This is a genomic window from Allobosea sp. 10N428, assembly GCF_056394545.1.
Genome location: NZ_JBFTIC010000010.1, coordinates 56,631 through 75,809, shown reverse-complemented (window position 1 = coordinate 75,809; position 19,179 = coordinate 56,631). Strand labels below are relative to the sequence as shown.

The 19,179-nt window shown below is 66.0% G+C and carries 20 protein-coding genes and 1 tRNA gene; 18 read left to right on the top strand and 3 right to left on the bottom strand.

Annotated features, from left to right (window positions below; genetic code table 11):
• Positions 1-22: 22 nt before the first annotated feature.
• The 5 genes from AC1DDA_RS23600 to AC1DDA_RS23580 all read left to right on the top strand — a co-directional run bounded on the left by AC1DDA_RS23600 (position 23) and on the right by AC1DDA_RS23580 (position 2,968).
• Entirely contained in the window at positions 23-358 is a 336-nt protein-coding gene (locus tag AC1DDA_RS23600; protein ID WP_476797615.1) for a hypothetical protein, read from the top strand.
• A 140-nt stretch (positions 359-498) separates the two neighbouring features.
• The gene (gene pyrF, locus AC1DDA_RS23595) at positions 499-1,206 is read left to right on the top strand and encodes an orotidine-5'-phosphate decarboxylase (protein WP_476797614.1); all 708 of its coding nucleotides are present in this window, start codon (positions 499-501) and stop codon (positions 1,204-1,206) included.
• 38 nt (positions 1,207-1,244) lie between these two features.
• The gene (locus AC1DDA_RS23590) at positions 1,245-1,532 is read left to right on the top strand and encodes a DUF1330 domain-containing protein (RefSeq protein WP_441513643.1); all 288 of its coding nucleotides are present in this window, start codon (positions 1,245-1,247) and stop codon (positions 1,530-1,532) included.
• Between the two features lie 3 nt (positions 1,533-1,535).
• Positions 1,536-1,847 (top strand): DUF1330 domain-containing protein, encoded by a 312-nt coding sequence (locus AC1DDA_RS23585; protein ID WP_476797613.1) that lies wholly within the window; start codon positions 1,536-1,538, stop codon positions 1,845-1,847.
• A complete protein-coding gene (locus AC1DDA_RS23580) occupies positions 1,844-2,968 on the top strand; it encodes an anhydro-N-acetylmuramic acid kinase (protein WP_476797612.1) in 1,125 nt (374 codons plus the stop codon). Before AC1DDA_RS23585 ends, AC1DDA_RS23580 begins: the two co-directional genes overlap by 4 nt.
• A 141-nt stretch (positions 2,969-3,109) precedes the next feature.
• Here the strand turns inward: AC1DDA_RS23580 and AC1DDA_RS23575 are convergent, their stop codons facing one another.
• Both AC1DDA_RS23575 and AC1DDA_RS23570 read right to left on the bottom strand, forming a co-directional pair.
• Entirely contained in the window at positions 3,110-4,249 is a 1,140-nt protein-coding gene (locus tag AC1DDA_RS23575) for a helix-turn-helix transcriptional regulator (RefSeq protein ID WP_476797611.1), read from the bottom strand.
• Positions 4,250-4,344: 95 nt separating this feature from the next.
• Complete coding sequence (locus tag AC1DDA_RS23570) at positions 4,345-5,316, bottom strand: PfkB family carbohydrate kinase (RefSeq protein WP_476797610.1); 972 nt, start codon at positions 5,314-5,316, stop codon at positions 4,345-4,347.
• Between the two features lie 50 nt (positions 5,317-5,366).
• On the opposite strand from AC1DDA_RS23570, the gene AC1DDA_RS23565 reads away from it, so the two are divergent.
• The 11 genes from AC1DDA_RS23565 to AC1DDA_RS23515 all read left to right on the top strand — a co-directional run bounded on the left by AC1DDA_RS23565 (position 5,367) and on the right by AC1DDA_RS23515 (position 16,977).
• Positions 5,367-6,149 (top strand): GntR family transcriptional regulator, encoded by a 783-nt coding sequence (locus AC1DDA_RS23565; protein WP_476797609.1) that lies wholly within the window; start codon positions 5,367-5,369, stop codon positions 6,147-6,149.
• Positions 6,150-6,303: 154 nt separating this feature from the next.
• Positions 6,304-6,909: a helix-turn-helix transcriptional regulator gene (locus AC1DDA_RS23560; protein ID WP_476797608.1), complete on the top strand. Its 606-nt coding sequence runs from the start codon at positions 6,304-6,306 to the stop codon at positions 6,907-6,909.
• 116 nt (positions 6,910-7,025) lie between these two features.
• On the top strand, positions 7,026-7,820 hold the full coding sequence (locus AC1DDA_RS23555; RefSeq protein ID WP_476780895.1) for a bestrophin-like domain: 795 nt from the start codon (positions 7,026-7,028) through the stop codon (positions 7,818-7,820).
• A gap of 141 nt (positions 7,821-7,961) precedes the next feature.
• Positions 7,962-9,518: an ABC transporter substrate-binding protein gene (locus AC1DDA_RS23550; protein ID WP_476797607.1), complete on the top strand. Its 1,557-nt coding sequence runs from the start codon at positions 7,962-7,964 to the stop codon at positions 9,516-9,518.
• A gap of 168 nt (positions 9,519-9,686) precedes the next feature.
• Entirely contained in the window at positions 9,687-10,664 is a 978-nt protein-coding gene (locus AC1DDA_RS23545) for an ABC transporter permease (protein WP_476797606.1), read from the top strand.
• A 154-nt stretch (positions 10,665-10,818) separates the two neighbouring features.
• A complete protein-coding gene (locus AC1DDA_RS23540; RefSeq protein ID WP_476797605.1) occupies positions 10,819-11,655 on the top strand; it encodes an ABC transporter permease in 837 nt (278 codons plus the stop codon).
• A gap of 8 nt (positions 11,656-11,663) precedes the next feature.
• A complete protein-coding gene (locus AC1DDA_RS23535) occupies positions 11,664-13,271 on the top strand; it encodes an ABC transporter ATP-binding protein (RefSeq protein ID WP_476797604.1) in 1,608 nt (535 codons plus the stop codon).
• Positions 13,272-13,392: 121 nt separating this feature from the next.
• Complete coding sequence (locus AC1DDA_RS23530; RefSeq protein ID WP_476797603.1) at positions 13,393-14,682, top strand: ArgE/DapE family deacylase; 1,290 nt, start codon at positions 13,393-13,395, stop codon at positions 14,680-14,682.
• A 52-nt stretch (positions 14,683-14,734) separates the two neighbouring features.
• On the top strand, positions 14,735-15,655 hold the full coding sequence (locus AC1DDA_RS23525) for a DMT family transporter (RefSeq protein WP_476797602.1): 921 nt from the start codon (positions 14,735-14,737) through the stop codon (positions 15,653-15,655).
• A gap of 196 nt (positions 15,656-15,851) precedes the next feature.
• Positions 15,852-16,493 carry an ankyrin repeat domain-containing protein gene (locus AC1DDA_RS23520; protein ID WP_476797685.1) on the top strand — a complete coding sequence of 214 codons (642 nt, stop codon included), beginning with the start codon at positions 15,852-15,854 and terminating at the stop codon, positions 16,491-16,493.
• A 10-nt stretch (positions 16,494-16,503) separates the two neighbouring features.
• Positions 16,504-16,977: a nucleoside deaminase gene (locus AC1DDA_RS23515; RefSeq protein ID WP_476797601.1), complete on the top strand. Its 474-nt coding sequence runs from the start codon at positions 16,504-16,506 to the stop codon at positions 16,975-16,977.
• 102 nt (positions 16,978-17,079) lie between these two features.
• On the opposite strand, the gene AC1DDA_RS23510 is transcribed toward AC1DDA_RS23515, so the two are convergent.
• Positions 17,080-17,154 (bottom strand) — tRNA-Gly (locus tag AC1DDA_RS23510).
• A gap of 183 nt (positions 17,155-17,337) precedes the next feature.
• On the opposite strand from AC1DDA_RS23510, the gene AC1DDA_RS23505 reads away from it, so the two are divergent.
• Positions 17,338-18,495 carry a VOC family protein gene (locus tag AC1DDA_RS23505; RefSeq protein WP_476797600.1) on the top strand — a complete coding sequence of 386 codons (1,158 nt, stop codon included), beginning with the start codon at positions 17,338-17,340 and terminating at the stop codon, positions 18,493-18,495.
• Positions 18,496-18,798: 303 nt separating this feature from the next.
• Positions 18,799-19,062, top strand: a complete 264-nt coding sequence (locus tag AC1DDA_RS23500; protein WP_476797599.1) for a PilZ domain-containing protein — start codon at positions 18,799-18,801, stop codon at positions 19,060-19,062.
• The last annotated feature ends 117 nt before the right edge of the window (positions 19,063-19,179 follow it).

Sequence of the window (19,179 nt, the reverse complement as noted above, 5' to 3'; positions counted from 1 at the left end):
CGGCCTGAGGATTGGATACCAGATGAAGCATGCGACCTATTTTTTGACTATTGCCGGTGCCTTCGCGATTGCCGGAGCCGTGATTGCCTCGCCCGTGGCGGCCAGCGCCCAGGATTTGCCCGCGAGCGTTGCCACCGGCCTCGATAGGCAGCCGGTCGAGTACAGCATGACCGCCGCCAAGGAGCGCAGGCTGATGATCATGCAGGAATCCATGCGCCAGCAGCAGCATGGCCGCGGTAGGCCCGGATACGGGCGCGGCTACGGCCCGCGGCCTCATCCGGGCTACGGCCCAGGCTATGGCCCCCGTCCTGGCCCGCGTCCCGGTTATGGCTATCGTCGCGGCTACGAGCGTTGGTGATCGATAGCCTCCAACTGGGGCTCCCGCGCGGAGGGAATTGATCCTCCGCGCGGCTTCCGGCGCGGGGCCGCGACCGGGTGGCCTCGCTTGCATCTGGCTTCGAATCGTGCGCCTTCCCGCAAAACGCAGGGAGCCGGTGGATGATGCAGAAGATCAACGATGTCCGCGACCGCCTGATCGTCGCCCTCGACGTGCCCACCGTGTGGGATGCCTACCGCCTCGTCTCGACGCTCGGCGACGACGTCACCTTCTACAAGATCGGCTATCGCCTCGCCTTCGCCGGCGGGCTCGATCTCGCACGCCAGCTCGTCACCGAGGGCAAGAAGGTCTTCCTCGATCTCAAGCTCCACGACATCGGCAACACCGTGACCGAGGGCGTGGACTCGCTGACCAAGCTCGGCGTCACATTCCTCACTGTCCACGCCTATCCGCAGACCATGCGTGGCGCCGTCGAGGGCCGTGGCGATGCGGCCCTCAAGCTGCTCGCGGTCACGGCGCTGACCTCCTATGACGACGGCGACCTGCGCGATGCCGGCTACGGGCTGGCGGTGCGCGATCTCGTGCGCCTGCGCGCCGAGCAGGCCCGCACGGCCGGCATCGACGGCATCGTCTGCTCGGCCGCAGAGACGGAGATCGTGCGCGAGGTCATCGGTCCCGACATGGTCATCGTCACACCCGGCATCCGCCCCTCCGGCAGCGCGGCGGGTGACCAGAAGCGCACGCTGACCCCGGCCGAGGCGATCCGTATCGGCGCCGACCATCTCGTCGTCGGGCGTCCCATCATCCGCGCGCCCGACCCGCGCGCCGCGGCGGGCGCGGTCATGGACGAGATCGTCGCGGCTTCGTAAGCTCCTGCCCGGAACCGATTCAGCGAACGGATAGAACCATGCCCAAGGGATATGTCATCGGCCGCGCCAAGGTCACCGACGCGACCAAATGGGGGGCCTACGCCGCTCGTTCCACCGAAGTGATCAAGCAGTTCGGCGGCGTGCCGGTCGTGCGCGGTGGGCAGATGACGGTCGGCGAGGGCGAGGGGCGCGCGCGCAACATCGTCCTCGAGTTCAAGGATTTCGAGACGGCCAAGGCCTATCTCTTCTCGCCGGAATATGCCGAGGCCCGCAAGCTGCGTGAGGGCGCCGGCGAGATCGATCTCGTCGCCGTCGAGGGGGTCTGAGCCATGGCCGCCAAGGGCTATTGGATCGCGCGCGTCGATGTCGAGAACGAGGAGGCCTATGCCCGCTATCGTTCGCTGAACGCCGTCGCCTTTGCCAAATACGGCGCGAAGTTCATCGTCCGTGGCGGCGAATACAAGCTCGCCCGCGGTGAGGGCCGCAAGCACAACGTCGTCATCGAGTTCAAGGACGAGGCGACGGCGCGCGCCTGCTACGCATCGCCGGAATACCAGGAGGCGATGAAACACCTGAGCGCCGCCGGGAAGTCCGATCTTATCATCATCGGCGGTTACGAAGGTCCGCAGCCGGGCGAATGAGCCCGCCCGAACGCGATCTCGCATGCGCGTCGCTGACCGCGATCGGCGTGATCAGCGGCACGTCGATGGACGCCATCGACGTGTCGCTGGTGACGAGCGACGGACGCGACGCCGTCGCTTTCGGGGCAGGCGCCTCATATCCTTATCGCGATGAGACGCGTCGCGCGCTGCAGGCGGTCATCGCCGATGCCGAGCGAGCCTCGGCCGAGCCGCTCATCGAGCTCGAAGCCGCAGTGACGGCCGACCACCTTTCAGCCATCCGCAGCTACGTTTCCGCCCAGAACTTCGACTGGGCGAGCATCGATCTCGTCGGCCTGCATGGCCAGACCATCTATCATCGGCCGGAACGGCGCTTCACGCGCCAGCTCATCGACGGGCAGGCGGTGGCCGATGCGCTCGGCATTCCCGCCGTCGACCGCTTCCGCCATGCCGATGTCGCAGCCGGTGGCGAGGGGGCGCCTTTTGCGCCGCTCTATCACCGGGCCCTCGCGCAGCGGCTGGAGCAGCCGGTGATGGTGCTGAACCTCGGCGGCGTCGGCAACGTCACCTATATCGACGGCGAGACCGTCATCGCCTTCGATACCGGCCCGGCGAGCGCGATTCTCGATGATTTCGTCTTGCGCCGCCTTGGGCGTCCCTATGATGCGGACGGTGCGCTGGCAGCGAGCGGGCGCGTTCATGACGACCTCGTCGCCGGCTTCATGGCCAACCCTTATTTCGACAGGCCAGCGCCGAAATCGCTCGATCGCAACGATTTCCACCGCCGCGCCCAGGTCGTCGAGGCCTTGTCCGATGCCGATGGCGCGGCCACGCTTGCCGCATTCACCATCGAGAGCCTGGTGTCGGCGCTGCGCCATGTGCCGCGTGCGCCCAAGCGCTGGCTCGTCGGCGGCGGCGGACGGCTGAACCGGCATTTCATGGCGCGGCTGGGCCAGCGGCTCGGCGTGCCAGTCGACCCTGTCGAGGTTGTAGGCTGGGACGGCGACGCGCTCGAAGCGCAGATCTTCGCCTATTTCGCGATCCGTTCGGTCAAGGGGCTACCGCTCAGCTTGCCCTCGACGACAGGCGTCCCGCTGGCGATGACGGGCGGCGAGCTTCGTCGGCCCATGGCGCACAATTGAGCATGGCCGTCATGCCTCCGTCATTTGAAGGATGAGGAGTCCGGCAAGCTCTGCCTAGATGCGCGCCGGGTCAGCGGCGAGAGGAAACCTCGTCGCAGGGGGGAGCTGGCAGGGTCGGGCCCTGCCGGGCGAGAGCCGAACTCAGCGCGGCTGAAGGGGCAGAACCGCGCTGCGCAGCAGCGAGACGAGCTGGCTTTGCTGGCGGGTGTTGGTCTTCTGGAAAATCCGCGCCAAATGCGTGCGGGCGGTCGAGATGCGCACGCCCTGGGCCATGGCCGCCTCCGTCAGAGAGAGACCGCTCGCCAGAGCGGACGCGAACTTGGCTTCGGTATCGGTCAAATCGAACAGCTGGCGCGTGCAGGCGACGATGTCGCTCGCCGTCTCAAGGCGCCTGAGCGCGATCATGATCAGACCGTTTGGCCCGTGGAGCGCCGGGGAGGGCGCCGCAGGCATGACGCAGGCCGAAAGCGAATGACCGCCGTCGCTGCCATGCAGGATCATGCTTGCCTGATGGTTTGCGAGCGGGTCGCGGGAGCAGTGCAGGGCCCCCTCCACCAGTTGGCGGAGCCGGCGCTGGTCGCCCGGCTGGCGGGCGTAGAGGCGCCCCTGCCGCAACCCGATCGGCCCGTCCGGCTCGGCCAGAATCTCGTCGGCGCCCTCATTGGCGTAGGAAATCCGCATCTCCGCATCGAGGATCGCGATTCCGAGGGCCAGCCGGTCGAGCGCGCCGCGCGCCTCGTCGCGTTGGATGGTGACGCGGCCGATATGACGGCGCAGTTCCACCACCCGGCGGAGCACCGGGTAGAGCCTGCCCAGCAGGGCGGCGTCCTGGTCGTCGAACCCGTCCTGGCTGCGGCCGCGCTGCACGTCGAAGAACCAGAACGCCTGCCCCTTTTCCGACAAGCGGCAGGCCATGCCGCCATACATGTCCTGCGGTCGCATCCACTCCTGCCAGACGCGCGAGCGCCGCAGGGACTCTGCGCCGTAGACCTGGTGATCCCGATAGACTTCCCCGAGCGGGATGCCGTGCAGCGCCTGGCCCATCTCGACGAATTCCGGCGCCAACTCGCCGAAGCAATGTTCCTGCAAGGCTTCGTCGGGATTAGTGGCGTAGGCGATCCAGTCCTCCGGGTCGGGGCCGATGCTGGCGAAACAGGCTTTCGAGCCGTCGAAGAGCCGACGCATCGTCTCGGCGGCGACCGGCATCTGCTGCTCGTCCATCGCGCCGGCCAGCAACTGGTCGATCGCGGTCATGACGGTATCGACATCGGGATGCGCCATGACCCCCCCAATTGCGATGGACTAAGTCTGATCTGCTCGGGTCAGGTTAGCAGCATGGCTGGGTCGCGAAAAGTCCAAAAGCAATCCAAAGATCTTTATGCAGTTTGCGGCGGCTGCCCGCCAATCGGCGCTTCCGCGAGTTGGGTGATTTCGGCGGGCCCCGGCAGGGCATCGAAGACGCCGTGCCGCGTCGTCGTCAGCGCGCCGGCGGCAGCCGCGTGGCGCAACGCCTCGGAGAGGGCGCGCCCCTCGGCGAGGCGAACGCCGAGTGTCGCGGCAAAGGCATCGCCGGCGCCCAGCGCATCGACCGTTTCGACGGGAAAACTGGCTTGCAGGACCGGTTGCTCACCGGCCGCGACCGCGATGGCGCCGGCTGCGCCGCGGGTCAGTACGACGAGCTTCGGGCCGCGTTTGAGGATCGCCGGGCCGAGTTCTGCGGCGAAGCGCCCGGGCGTGGCGATGTCCGCGTCCTGCCAGCCGAATGTGGCCGCGAGGCCGCCGGCTTCGGTTTCGTTGACGATGAGAAACGAGGTCGAGCGCAGGATGTCGTCCGGCACCGGCCGGAACGGCGAGGGGTTGAGCAGGGTCGGCACGCCCGCTCGATGCGCCAGGGCGAAAGCCGCGCGGATCGGGTCGTCCGAAATCTCGAATTGCGCGGCGACCAGCGCGGCTCCCGCGATGGCTTCGGCTTTGTCCCGGACATGCGCTTCCGAAACGGCGAGATTGGCCCCCGGCGCGATGGCAAGGCTGGTCTCGCCGGCCGCGTCGATGAAGGCGACGCCGCTTCCGGTCCGTCCCTCCAGGCGCACGAGCATCCCCTCCGGCAGATCGGCGCGTGCCAGCGCCGCGGGGGCGAAGCTGGCAGCCAGATCGTCGCCGACCGCGAGGACCCCGTCCACCGCGGCGCCAAGGCGGCGTGCCATGATCGCCTGGTTCAGACCCTTGCCGCCGGGCTCGATGGTCACGCGCTCGGCGGCGATCGATTCCCCCGGCCGCGGAAAACGCCCGACCTTTGCCGAGCAGGCGAGGACGAAGCTTCCCAGAATGAAGATCGGTTTGTCGAGCATAGGGTTTGATTTTCCTATCCACGAACTGCTACGCGGGTTGTGTCACGATCATGCAACTGACGACAGTGCCTAAGCCTACCAATCCGAAGCCGCCGTTCCAGGAACTGCTGGAGCTGCGCAGCGATACCGCCAAGCCGCTCTATCAGCAGCTTGAGGATCAACTGACGCGACTGATCGGCGACGGCATCCTCCCGCCGGGCACGACCCTGCCGGCGGAACGTGAGCTGGCCGAGCGGCTCAGCATCAGCCGCACCACCGTACAACGCTCCTACAATGCGCTGCGACAGCGAAAGCTGCTGAGCGCGCAGGGCCGGTTGGGGTCGATCGTGCAGGGGCCGGGGCGTCGTCTGCATTCGGGCATGGACCGGCTCAAGGGCTTCACCGAGGAGATGCACGAGCTCGGCCGGGTCCCGTCCTCCCGCATCCTCGAGCGGACGGTAGTGCAGGACCGCGCGATTGCCTCGATCTTCGGCGAGCCGTCGCATGCCAGCTTCCTCAAGCTCGTCCGTGTTCGCTCCGGCGACGACGTCCCGATGTCGCGCGAATGCGCCTGGTACAATCTGGAGCGGGTTCCTGAGCTGGCGCGGGCCGAACTGTCGGGCTCCGTCTATGCTGCCCTCGCCGGATTCGGGTTCCCATTGGTCCGCTGTGATCAGACCATAGAGGCGGCGGCTCCGAGCGACGAGGAATGCGCGATCTTCGGATTCCGGCGGCCGGTGCCCTGCCTGCTGATCAAACGGCGCAGCTACGGCGCGGACGGCGTCATGCTCGAATATGTCGAGGGCCTGTTCCGTGGCGACACCTACACCTATCGGCTGGCGCTGAAGGCCTGATTTGGCGGCCGCGCTCTTGCCAACCCCCCGGTCCGCATCTGCGCGAATTTGAACCGATCTCCATCCTCCTGCGACGAATGGAAACCGAAGCATGTGCGGGGTTGTCTCCTTGCATGTGCGCGGCGATCCCTGGATTGCGGAGATGGATGTTGCGATGTCATTCCATGTTTCGGTCATAGGCAGGGCCGATTTCTCGCCAATGCCGCCGCGCCGGCTGGTTCCAGACGCCACTGATGGAGCGTCGAAGCCTGTCTTCGTTATCGATGCCGGCCTGAGCATGCGCTTCAGCAATCGTTCGGCGGCCGCGCTCATGCGGAACGGGTTGGGCGACGCCGATCGTTTCACCGCCTGCGACAAGGATTTCCTGGCGCGGCTTCAGCTCTGGATGAAGCGCAGCCGCTGCGGCAGCGCGGTCGGCGAGACGCGGCTGCCGCTGGCGCTGCGCTGCGGGCGACAGGTCGCGATCGACGCCGTTCATCTGGCGGGCATCGACCTCTTCGTCCTGACCGTCGACGACCCCGAAAGCGTCATGGAGCGGAACGTCGCCCAGGTCAGCGAAGCCTGCGGGCTGACGCCCACGGAGGAGCGCATGCTGGCGCTCATCGTCGAAGGGCTGGACACGATCGTCGCTGCGAAGCGGCTCGGCATCGCGCCGACGACCGCACGCACCCACCTCCAGCGCCTGTTCACCAAGACCGGAACGGCGCGGCAGAGCGAACTCGTCCGCTTCGTCGCCACCTATGTCGAGGATGCGCGCTGAACGCGTTCTGCAGCACGTCGGCAGTTTGATCGTCGCCGGATATTGACACCGCTGATCATCTTAAGTCTCTGAAGCAGCGTGCGTATGCCCGCACTTTGCCGGGAGCGACCGCGGCCATGCCCGAGACCGTTTCAGCCTTCACTTTCTGCCTGCTGCTGAGCGCCAGCGCGGTTCTGGGCATGAAAATGCGCGGCTGGCTGTCGGAAGAAAATCTCCCCGAGCGCACCATGGAGGCGCTGCGCCTCGTGACCAGCCTGCTCGTCACCTTTGCTGCTCTGGTACTCAGCCTTCAGCTCTCGAACGTGAAGGCAAGCTTCGACAAGGCCTATCGCGACCGCAGCGCCGACGCCGCGCAACTCGCCCAGCTCGACGAATGCCTGCGCAACTACGGGCCGGAGGCCGACCCAACCCGCCTCGCGCTGCGTACCTACACGGCCGCGGTCATTGCCAGTACCTGGCCCCGCGAGCCGAAGCCTGTCGGAATGGTGCTGCCCGATACATCCGCCATGGCTCGCGAAGGAGCCGATCCCTCGCTCGGTGCTCTGCTCAACGGCATCGGGCGCGCCATCAGCGGCCTGCCCTCGACAGACACGCTCCGTGCCAACATCGCGGCCGAGTGCCGGTCGGCCTATCTCCAGCTGCAGCAGCGGCGCTGGGCCGTCATCGAGGATGTGCATGGGCCGATTTCGCCGCTTTTCACCAGTGTCGTGACCTTCTGGCTGATGCTGGTGTTCCTGAGCTTCGGCATTCAGACGCCGCGAAAGCGCGTCGCCGCGATCGTGCTGGCCATCGGTGTCATCTCGATCTCGACGGTGATGTTCGTGATCAGCGATCTCGAGACGCATTATGACGGCCTGTTCGGCATCCCGAGCCTGGCGATGCGCGATGCTCTGGCGGCCATGGCCCGCTGATCCGGAACCCTGCCGATCGGTTGGCGCGGCGCTTGCCAAGAGCGACGTGATCGGGTGCGATGGCACCGATCCGGTCCGCGCGGCCCGATTCAAACGATACGATCTCGGTACGAGGCAGGGGAACAGCAAATGAAGGCCAGGATGACGGGATGGCGGTTCGGCTTGGCGCTTGCGGCGTCGGTCCTCGCGCTAGGGGCGGCGCAGGCGCAGGAGCCGAAGAAGGGCGGTACGGTCCATGTCGTGGTCCAGCCCGAGCCGCCGATGCTGATGCAGGGCCTCAACCAGAACGGCCCGACCAACATGGTCGCCGGCAACATCTACGAGTCGCTGCTGCGCTATAACGAGAAGCTCGAGCCGCAGCCCTCGCTCGCCAAGAGCTGGGAGATCTCGCCGGACGCGAAGGTCTACACCTTCAGGCTCCAGGAAAACGTCAAATGGCATGACGGCAAGCCGTTCACAGCGGATGATGTCGTCTTCACCCTCGACAAGTTCCTGCGCGAAGTGCACCCGCGCTGGCGCCCGATCGTCAATGCGCAGGTCGAGAAGATCGAGAAGGTGGACGACCTCACGGTCAAGATCACGCTGAAGCAGCCCTTCGGCCCGATGATCATGACGCAGGAGGTCGCCTCCGCGCCGATGATCCCCAAGCACATCTATGACGGTACGGATTACCGTGCCAATCCCGCCAACAATACCCCGATCGGCACCGGCCCCTTCAAGCTCAAGGAGTGGAAGAAGGGCTCCTATATTCACCTCGTTAGGAACGAGGATTACTGGCTGAAGGGAAAGCCGAACCTCGACGAGATCTACTGGCAGATCATTCCCGATGCAGCCGCCCGTGCCGTTGCCTATGAGACGGGCAAGGTCGACGTGCTGACCGGCGGCTCGGTCGATGTCTACGACGTCGCGCGTTTGTCGAAGCTGCCCAATACCTGCGTGACCACCAAGGGCTGGGAGATGTTCGCCCCCCATGCCTGGATCACGCCGAACGTGCGCAACGGCATCCTCGGCAACAAGCAATTCCGCCAGGGGCTGATGTACGCGATCGACCGCGAATTCGGGAAGGACGTGGTCTGGGGCGGCCTCGGCAAGCTGCCGACCGGGCCGATCTCGTCCAAGACCAAGTTCTATTCGTCCGACGTGCCGAAATACACCTATGACCCCGCCAAGGCGAAGGAGCTGATCAAGGCCTCCGGCTACAAGGGGGAGACCATCAAGCTCCTGAACCTGCCTTATGGCGAGACCTGGAGCCGCTGGTCCGAGGCGATCAAGCAGAACCTCGAGGATGTCGGCGTCAAGGTGCAGATCGAGAACACCGACGTGCCCGGCTGGACGCAGAAGGCGTCGAACTGGGATTTCGACCTGAACTTCAACTTCCTCTATCAGCTTGGGGATCCCGCCATGGGCGTGGCGCGCTCCTACATCTCGTCCAACATCGCCAAGGGCAATCCCTTCGCCAACGTCGGCGGCTACTCCAATCCGGAGGTCGACAAGCTCTTCGCCGACGCGGCGATCGCGCCGACCGACAAGGAGCGCCAGGACCTCTACACCCAGATTCAGAAGGTCCTGGCCGACGAACTGCCAGTGCTCTGGCTGCTGGAGATGGATTTCCCGACCATCTACCGCTGCAACGTCAAGAACCTCGTCACAACCGGCATCGGCGTCGACGACGGCTTCCGCGACGCCTGGAAGGAGTGAGGGCAGCTCGCCGGCCCTTCACGAACAGGCGCCTGCGCGCTTCTCGTCATGGTCGGGCTTGTCCCGACCATCCACGTCTTCAGTCGTCGGGGACGGTGTTCCGGACGTGGATGCTCGCCGCAAGGGTGAGCATGACGGCGGAGGTGCCGCCATCGGGAACAGGATTGAATGAACCTCGCGCAATTCCTCGCCGGCCGGCTCGTGAAGGGGATCATCGTCCTCTTCGCCATCGCCGTGCTGAATTTCCTGCTGATCCGCGCCGCGCCCGGCGATCCCGCGCAGGTGCTCGCCGGCGAGGCCGGCGCCGCCGACGCGCAATTGCTCGAACAGCTTCGCGCTCGCTTCGGCCTCGACCAGCCCTTCCTGACCCAGCTCTGGATCTACCTGAAGGGCTATCTGACCTTCGATCTCGGATTCAGCTACCGCCAGCAGCAGCCAGTGCTGAGCCTGATCATGGAGCGCCTGCCGGCGACCCTGCTTTTGACCGGCGCGGCCTTCCTCGTCTCGCTCGTCGTCGGCACCGCGATGGGCGCGCTCGCCGCGCGCCGGGCCGGCAAATGGTCGGACAGCCTGATCACCACGTTGGCGCTGATGTTCTATGCCACGCCGCTGTTCTGGGTCGCGCTGATGAGCCAGATCGTCTTCGCGCTGAAGCTGGGGCTCGTCCCCAATGTCGGCTACGAGACGATCGGCGCGAACTATACCGGTCTGGCGCGGGCGCTCGACATCGCCCAGCACCTCATCCTGCCCGCGCTGACGCTCGGCCTCTTCTTCACCGCGCTCTATGCCCGGATGATGCGGGCCTCGATGCTGGAGGTCGCGGGTGCCGATTTCGTCAAGACGGCGCGTGCCAAGGGCGTCTCGCAGGCCAGAGTCTGGCGCCGGCACGTCGCCCGCAACGCCATCCTACCGGTGGTGACGCTGGCCGGCTTGCAGGCGGGCCAACTCGTCGGCGGCGCGGTCCTGACCGAGACCGTCTTCGCCTGGCCCGGTATCGGCCGGCTGATGTTCGATGCGCTAGTCCAGCGCGACTATTCCGTCCTGCTCGGCGTCTTCTTCATCTCCTCGGCGATGGTCGTCTGCTTCAATATCGCGACCGATCTGGTCTACCGGATCGTCGATCCGCGCATCGAGGCGCACGCATGAGGGGCTTCATGTCAGTTTTCCTCAGCCCTCATCCTGAGGAAGCCCGTCAGGGCCGTCTCGAAGGATGTTCCAGAAGACTCCGGCAACATCTGGAGCATCCTTCGAGACGCGCCTGCGGCGCTCCTCAGGATGAGGGCTGCAGGTAAAGGTCGATATGAACTTCCTCAAGCGCTTCGTCCGCAATCGCGGCGCCGTCATCGGCATCGTCATCCTGCTCGCCGTGGTCGCCTTCGCGATCCTGGCGCCGACGCTCTATCCGCAATCGCCCTGGCGCCCGGTGGCGCGGCCCTTCCTCGCGCCCTTCGTCAACGAGCGCTTCCCGCTCGGCACCGACACGCTCGGCCGCAACCTTGCCTCCGGCCTCGTCCATGGCGCACGCGTCTCGCTGATGATCGGCGTGGTCTCGACGCTGGTCGCGCTGGTGATTGGCGTGCCGCTCGGCGCGATGGCGGGCTATGCCGGTGGCTTCGTCGATGACGCGCTGATGCGCTTCACCGAGTTCTTCCAGACCATTCCCTCCTTCGCGCTCGCCATCGTGCTGGTCGCGATCCTGCAGCCGCAATTGGGCTCGATCGTGCTGGCGATAGGCGTCGTCAGTTGGCCGCCCGTGGCACGACTGGTGCGAGGGGAGGTGCTCTCGCTGCGAAGTCGCGAATATGTCCAGGCGGCCGTCACGATCGGCCAGTCGACGCCGCGGATCATCTTCAGCCAGGTACTGCCGAACACCATCGCGCCGATCATCGTCATGGGCTCGTTGATGATCGGCTCGGCGATCCTGCTGGAATCCTCGCTCTCTTTCCTCGGGCTGGGCGATCCCAACCTGATGAGCTGGGGCTACATGGTCGGCGCCGGCCGCACGCGCCTGCTCGACGCCTGGTGGATCAGCTTCTTCCCGGGCTTCGCGATCTTCCTGACGGTGCTCGCGCTCAATCTCGCCGGCGAGGGGCTGAACGATGCCCTGAACCCGCGCCTTGCGAGGGGGCGGGAATGATGGCGCGAATGACCGCTCCCGCGCTCTCCATCGAAGGCCTTACGCTGGCATTACCGGCGATGGCAGACCGCGCCAACGCGGTCGAAAAGGTCACGCTCGCCATCCAGCCCGGCGAGACGCTCTGCGTCGTCGGCGAATCCGGCTCGGGCAAGTCGATGATCGCCCATGCCGTGATGGGCCTGCTGCCCAAGGCGGTGAAGCCGGTTGCTGGCGCGATCAGGCTCGCCGGTCGCGACATCCTCGCCCTCGACGAACAAGCCATGCAGGATGTGCGTGGCCGCGAGGTCGGCATGATCTTCCAGGAGCCAATGACCTCGCTCAATCCGGTCATGTGCATCTCCGACCAGATCGTCGAGACCTTCGAGGCCCATGGCCTGCACGACAAGGCGACGCGCCGGGCCCGCGCCATCGATCTCCTGACCGAGGTCGGCCTGCCCGATCCGCCGCGCCTCGCAAAAGCCTATCCGCATGAGCTCTCGGGCGGCCAGCGCCAGCGCGTGATGATCGCCATGGCGCTCGCATTGGAGCCCAAGCTCCTGATCGCGGACGAGCCGACGACAGCGCTCGACGTCACCACCCAGGCGCAAATCCTCAAGCTCATCGACAATCTGCGCCATCGCCACGGCACGGCCGTGCTCTTCATCACCCATGACATGGGCGTGGTCGCCGAGATCGCCGACCGCATCGCCGTGCTGGAGAAGGGCGTGCTGGTCGAGGAGGGCACGGCCGATCAGGTGCTGGGCTCTCCCGCCCATCCCTACACGCAGAAGCTGCTCGCCGCCGTGCCCTCGCTGACGCCGGCCGTGCTGCCGCCGTTGCCAGATAGCGCGCCGGTGATCTGCGTCGAGGGGCTCGGCAAGACCTATCGCAAGCGCTCGCTCTTCGGCGTCGCACGCGAGGTCAAGGCGGCCGACGACATCTCCTTCACGCTTGTCCGCGGCGAGACGCTCGGCCTCGTCGGCGAATCCGGCTCGGGCAAGTCGACGGTCGGGCGCTGCTGCCTGCGTCTGATCGAGCCCGATCGCGGCCGCATCGCGCTCGGCGATCTCGTTCTCTCCGAACTGAAGCCGGCCGAACTGCGCCGCCAGCGCAAGCGCATCCAGATGGTCTTCCAGGACCCATTCGCCTCGCTCAATCCGCGCCAGACCGTCGGCCGCATCATCTCGGACGGCCCGGTCGCCCATGGCACGCCCCGCAAAGAGGCCTTAGCGCGGGCGAAGGAATTGCTGGAGCTTGTCGGTCTCTCCGCCAACGCCATCGACCGCTACCCGCATGAATTCTCGGGCGGCCAGCGCCAGCGCGTCGGCATAGCCAGGGCTCTCGCGCTCGAACCGGACGTGCTGGTGGCGGATGAGGCGGTCTCGGCGCTCGACGTCTCCGTGCAGGCGCAGATCCTCAAGCTGATCAAGGACATCCAAAGCAGGCTCGGTCTCGCCATCCTCTTCGTCACGCACGACCTTCGCGTCGCCGCGCAGATCTGCGACCGCGTCGCCGTGATGCAGCGCGGACGAATTGTCGAAAGCGGGCCAACCGCTGCGATCTTCACCGCCCCGCAGCATGAGTATACGCGGCAGCTGTTGGCGGCAGTGCCGGGCGGCGCGCGCTTCGGGCACTAATGCTGTTCTCGCCGTCATTCTCGGGCGAGCGAAGCGCAGACCCGAGAATCTCGTAACGAGATGACACTGGTTTCCGAGATGCTCGGGTCAAGCCCGAGCATGACGCTGGATAGGAATACCCATGCCTCTCGATCCCGCCTTGCGTGACAAGATCCTCGCCGCCGTCGAGGCGGGCTTCGACGAACAGGTCGCCTATACGCAGGAGCTCGTCCGTTTCGCCTCGACCCGCGGGCAGGAGCACACGGTCCAGGACTTCATCTTCCGTGCGATGAAGCAGCGCGGCTTCACCATGGTCCGTTTCGCCATGGACAGGGAGGCGATTGCGGCCCATCCCGGCGGCGCACCCTTCTCCGATACGCATTCCGAAGCCCCGATCGTCGTCGGCATCCATCGCCCTCGCGAGGAGAAGGGCCGCTCGCTGATCCTCCAGGCCCATGTCGACGTCGTCCCGGCCGGCCCCGCCGATCAGTGGAAGCATGCGCCCTTCGACCCCGTGATCGAGGGCGACTGGATGTACGGCCGCGGCAGCGCCGACATGAAGGCCGGCTCCGCCGCCAATCTCTTCTGTCTCGACGCGCTGCGCCGCATCGGCATGCAACCTGCGGCGACGGTCTATGTCGAATCCGTCGTCGAGGAGGAATCGACCGGCAACGGCGCGCTGATGACGCATCTGCGCGGCTATCGCGCCGAGGCCGCGCTGATTCCCGAGCCGGAATATGAGATGCTGGCGCGCGCCAATGCCGGCGTGCTCTGGTTCCAGTTCGAGGTGCGCGGCATCCCCGCCCATGTCCGCGAGATGGGCACCGGCGCCAACGCGATCGATGCCGCCTATCGTGTCGTCGCGGCTTTGCGCAAGCTCGAGGAACAGTTCAATATCGAGAAGGCCGGCCGCGAGCATTTCGAGGATGATCCGCATCCCATCAACCTGAATATCGGCAAGATCGAGGGCGGCGACTGGGCCTCTTCGGTGCCGTGCTGGTGCCGGGTCGATTGCCGCGTCGGCCTCTATCCCGGCGTCACCGCCAAGGAGACGGTGCAGCGCATCGAGGATTGCATCCGCGAAGCCGCGCGCGGCGATTCCTTCCTGGCGAACAATCCGCCGAAGGTCACTTTCAACGGCTTCTGGGCCGAGGGCTACGTGCTGGAGCCCGGCAGCGAGGCCGAGGCCGTGCTCGCCCGCGCCCATGAGGCGGCGCTGGGCAAGCCGCTGAAGAGCTTCATGACGGCCGCCTATCTCGATACCCGCGTCCATGCGCTCTACGACAAGATCCCGGCGCTCTGCTACGGCCCGATGGGCGAGAACATCCACGCTTTCGACGAGCGCGTCAGCCTCGCCTCGGTGAAGCGCATCACCGGCGCCATGGCGCTCTTCGTCGCCGAATGGTGCGGGCTCGAAAGCATCGAGGGGTGAGTGCGGCCCGAGCATCGGACCGAAAAGTGGGAACCGGCTTTCGGAGTATCCGATGCTGAAGCAAGAAACGGAATCGTCGCGCGTCCGAGAGGACGCGGGACGATCCGGCCGGGCACTGCTGCTCGTTCCGCTGCTTGGGCTTCTCTGGGGCTTCAACTGGCCGGCGGTGCGGATCTCGCTGACAGAGATCGCGCCTTGGACCTTGCGCGCCGCCGGCATGAGTTGTGCCGGGCTTGTCCTCGTCGCGGTTGCGCTCGCGCGCGGTGTCCCGCTCGCGGTGCCCCGCGCGCAGTGGCCGCGGCTGGTCGTCGCCGGTTTCCTCTCGATCGCCGCCTTCAATGTGCTGCTCGCCTTCGCGCAGCTCGCCGCGCCGACCTCGCGCGCCGCCATCCTGACCTTCACCATGCCGATCTGGGCGACGCTGCTCGCACGCTTTGTGCTGGGTGAGGCTTTCGACGGTCGGCGCCTGGCGGGGCTTGCGCTGGGCATCGCCGGCCTGATCTGCCTCGGCCTGCCGCTGATCCTTGCCGGACAGCTCTCTTTCGGCCTGATGCTGGCGCTCTGCGCTGCGGTGAGCTGGGCTTTGGGCACGATTGTGACCAAGCGCTGGCCGGTCTCGGCCCCGGCGCTCGCGATCGCCGCCTGGCAATTGCTGATCGGCGGCTGCGTCGCCGGCATCGGCATGCTCGTCTTCGAAGGCCTGCCCGTGCCGAAGCTGCTGTCGCCGCGCGTGCTGACGGCGTTGAGCTTCCACATCATCGGCGCCCAGGCGCTCGCCTATTTCCTCTGGTTCACGGTGGTGGCGCGCCTGCCTGCCGGCATCGCGAGCCTGGGCACGCTGATGGTACCGGCGGTCGGCGTGCTCGGCTCGGTGCTGCTGCTGGGCGAGCGACCGACGGCGACAGATTGGTTCGGCCTGGCACTGGTGATCGCGGCCTCGGGGGCGATCATGGTCCCGGCGCGTCGTGCCTGACTCTGCGGACATCCATTCGAAAAGCCACTGGGCAGTATCCGTATAATTAATTTCCGGATGGGCGGCCTGGTTTCTATCTGAAGCAGGCTGCAATCTGCGTCGAGATCGGCTTCGGAGAGGTGCGCGTCGTAGGGGGCGATGCCCGGCACGGCAAGGAGATCACCGCTTGTCCAGATCGTCGCCGATCATTGCCTTCATGCTTCTCCTGCTGGCGTTCTGCCCGCGGATCGCCTTCGGACAGACCATGACGGATACGAGCCTTCACGCCGCCGCCGCCCGCGACGATACCGCCGCGATCAAGCGCCTTGTTGCCGGAGGCGCTGCCATCGACGCGCGCGATGCGCGCGGGCGCACCGCATTGCTGGTCGCGACGCATGAGAACCATGCCGACGCGGCCAAAGTGCTGATCGAGGCCGGGGCGAATGTGAACGCCAAGGACGCGATCAACGACAGCCCTTATCTCTATGCGGGAGCTCGCGGCCATCTCGCCATCCTGAAGCTGACGCTGGCCCATGGCGCGGACCTCAGGAGCACCAACCGCTACGGTGGCACGGCCCTGATCCCGGCTTGCGAGCGCGGCCATGTCGAGACCGTTCGCGCCCTTATCGCCGCCGGTGTCGACGTCGACCACGTCAACAATCTCGGCTGGACCGGGCTGCTCGAGGCGATCATCCTCAGCGATGGCGGGCAGGCGCATCAGCAGATTGTTGCGGATCTGATCGCGGCGGGGGCGAACGCGAACCTCGCAGATCGCGACGGCGTCACGCCGCTCCAGCACGCACGTAGCCGCGGTTATGCCAGGATCGAGCAGATTCTGCATGCCGCCGGCGCCCGGTGAGGGGGCGATGATGAGTGAGGTCCAGCGCTTTCTCTGCGAGGCGATTGAACTCGCCAAGGCCAATATGGAGACGGGCGGCCGGCCCTTTGGCGCCGTCGTGGCGCGGGGCGGCGAGGTGGTAGCCACAGGCGTCAACGAGATCGTCGCGACGAACGATCCCACCGCCCATGCCGAGCTGACGGCGTTGCGCGCCGCGAGCCGCAAGCTGGGATCGCCGAATCTCTCAGGCTGCGTGGTCTACGCCAGCGGTCATCCCTGCCCGATGTGCATGGCCGCGATGCGGCTCGCCGGCGTGGGCGAGGTCCATTTCGCTTATTCGAACGATGACGGAGCGCCCTATGGGCTTTCGACGGCCGCGATCTATGCCGATCTCGCGAAGCCTTTCGCCGAGCAGTCGATGAAGATCAGCCATGTGCCCGTCCGTCTCGGCGATGGGGCTGATCTCTATGCGGAGTGGAAGCGACGGCAGGCGGCGCCGGGCTAGGTTCAGCGTCGAGACGCTGTTCACCCGCATCTCGCGCTTGCCGCCGAGCGAGGCCTGGCGTCGCGCGAGATTTCGGAGATATGGGCCTGACCATTGAAATGATGGAGCGGGCGATCGGGATCGAACCGACGACATTCAGCTTGGGAAGCTGACGTTCTACCACTGAACTACGCCCGCATGCTGTCTTGCGATCGAGACCCGATGCGTCGCAGCGAAGCGTTCTTAGCGTCTTGCAAACCCCGTGTCATCCCGCATTCTGCGGGTCGGAGTCGCGAGCCGGCCAAACCGTGCAGAAATTCTTGCCGGCTCTGCGGCATCATAGGCTGCAGCAGCCCCTGCGGCCTACGATGGGGCCGGACATTGCGCGGGAATGCTGATGCGATTGAGCCGTTCGGCGGTTTTAGGCTAGCATTTTCCAACAGAGGGCGTTTCCGACGCTCCCGTCCAAATGACCGCGCCATTGTCCAAGACGTCTACCAGAAAGTGCCTTCGGATCGCCATGCGGGCGACGGATCGGAAATCAAGACGCAACCGGGCTCGTGCTTCAGGGGAGCGACACCGTTCTGGCGGAGGATCGCAGGCATGACCGGGCGAGGATTGCATCATGTCACGGCGATCGCGACGGATGCGGAGCGCAACCTCGATTTCTATTCGCGGGTACTCGGCCTCCGCTTGGTAAAACGGACGGTGACGCATGAGGATCCCGGCGCCTATCACCTCATCTACGGCAAAGCGGATGGCGCACCGGGCGGCGGCCTTTCGTTCTTTTCGTGGTCGAGCGCGGCCGCGGCCAGTGAACGGCCGGACGGCGGCGAACGCATTTCCTTCGCCATTGCTCCGGGGGCGGTCGCTTGGTGGGAGAGACGGCTTATTGCGTCCGGCGTCTCATTCCGACGCGAGCGGGCGCCAGGCGGAGCCGCTCAACTGAGCTTCGAGGATCCCGACCACGCGCCGCTGGCGCTGGTGGCTTCGGAGCCCGCTGCCGCAGCGCTCTGGTCGCCGCCCGATATCCCAGCGCCTTTCGCAGTCAGCGCGCTGCGCGGCGTGTCACTGAGCCTGCGCGGGACGGCGCTGATGACGCGAATACTCACGGAGATTCTGGGGTTCGCCGAAATGCGGCGCCAAGCCGATTGGATAGAGTTCTCTGCGCACGGGGATGCCGGCGGCTGGTTCTGCCTCCATCGGCGGAACGATCGGCAGCGCCCCAGACTCGGAGCGGGAGCGATCCATCATGTCGCCTTCCGGGCCAGGGACGAGGCTGACCTGGCTAGCATGGCGACAGCGCTCAAGGAGCGCTTCGGAATCGACACCAGCCCGATCAAGGACCGCCATTACTTTCGTTCGATTTACTTTCGCGGCCCGGACGGACTGCTGATCGAAGTCGCGACGGACAATCCCGGCCTTCTGATCGACGAAACGCGCGAGAATCTGGGGACGCGGCTGATCTTTCCCCCGGGCTTGCAGGACCGGCAGGAGGAGCTGCTCCGCATCCTTCCGCCACTCGGCCGGTTTGGCTAGCCTCGCTGAAAGGAACCAACCTGTGTCTTCGACCTGCTCGCCAGCTATGAGCCCGCGATCCCGCGAGCGGCGATCTTGCTGTCGCAGGCGGCCCGCGCCACGCCGCACTTTCAGAAAATGCGGTTTGTCATCGCCGGCATGAGCTGCCGCTTTATGCGGGGAAGGGATGCTGGTAGCGTTGTCCCATCATCGATCGCCGCCGCCGAAACCGCTTGTGGATAAGGACGGGATGAGCCAGCGCTGGTCGAATGCAAACGAACCGCTTCATCCTTGAACAACGAATAGCTTGATATCAGCCCGCCCATGACGACATCCCAAACGCGCCGCTCCGAACGTCGACGGTTGGTGGAGACGGCCAAGATTCAGACGAGCAGCGGAGTCATCTACAGCTGCATCATCCGCGATATATCGGATGGGGGAGCCAAGCTGCGAGTGCCGGCTGGCCTGGAGCTGGAAGGGCAGATTCGTCTGACCTCAGCCCTCACGGGCCCCGAGCGCATCGCGCAGGTGATGTGGCAGGACTGTACCTCGATCGGAATCGCCTTCGAGAAGCTGGCCGCCAGCTAGGCCGTGCCGTTCTTCCCCGGAAACGGGAAGTCATTCCGGACAAGCGGCGACGGTCGATCGGAGGTCGGCTTGCCCTTCGGTCATCGGCATGCGCGGCGCATGAATACGATTCACGCG